The organism is Roseibium sp. AWQ4_290, assembly GCF_056160985.1.
The window spans coordinates 1-254 of the sequence record NZ_JBSWYG010000097.1 but is presented as its reverse complement, the minus strand read 5'-3'; the positions used below and the strand labels follow the sequence as shown (position 1 = coordinate 254).

Below are 254 nucleotides of genomic sequence, written 5' to 3'. Positions count from 1 at the left end.
GTCGCTATCCGCTCGTCAGCGGTGTCCATGTACGGGCGGGCATACGCCAGTCTATCCCCTCAAGCAGCATCGACAGCTGTGCCGCCGTGATACTGACCTTGCCAGCCTTCGCGCCCGGCCAGACAAACCGGCCTTTCTCCAGGCGTTTGGAAAACAGGCAAGCCCCCTGACTGTCCCACCAGATGATCTTCAAAAGATCACCCCGCCGACCGCGGAACACGAACAGGTGCCCAGAATAAGGATCTTCCGCGAGA

Annotated in this window: 1 protein-coding gene; it reads right to left on the bottom strand. The window is 60.2% G+C overall.

The window, feature by feature from the left end; genetic code table 11:
• Nucleotides 1–4 precede the first annotated feature (4 nt).
• The coding region (tnpB, locus tag ACXAH0_RS25290; RefSeq protein ID WP_475196094.1) for an IS66 family insertion sequence element accessory protein TnpB at nt 5–254 on the bottom strand (250 nt) is incomplete at its 5' end.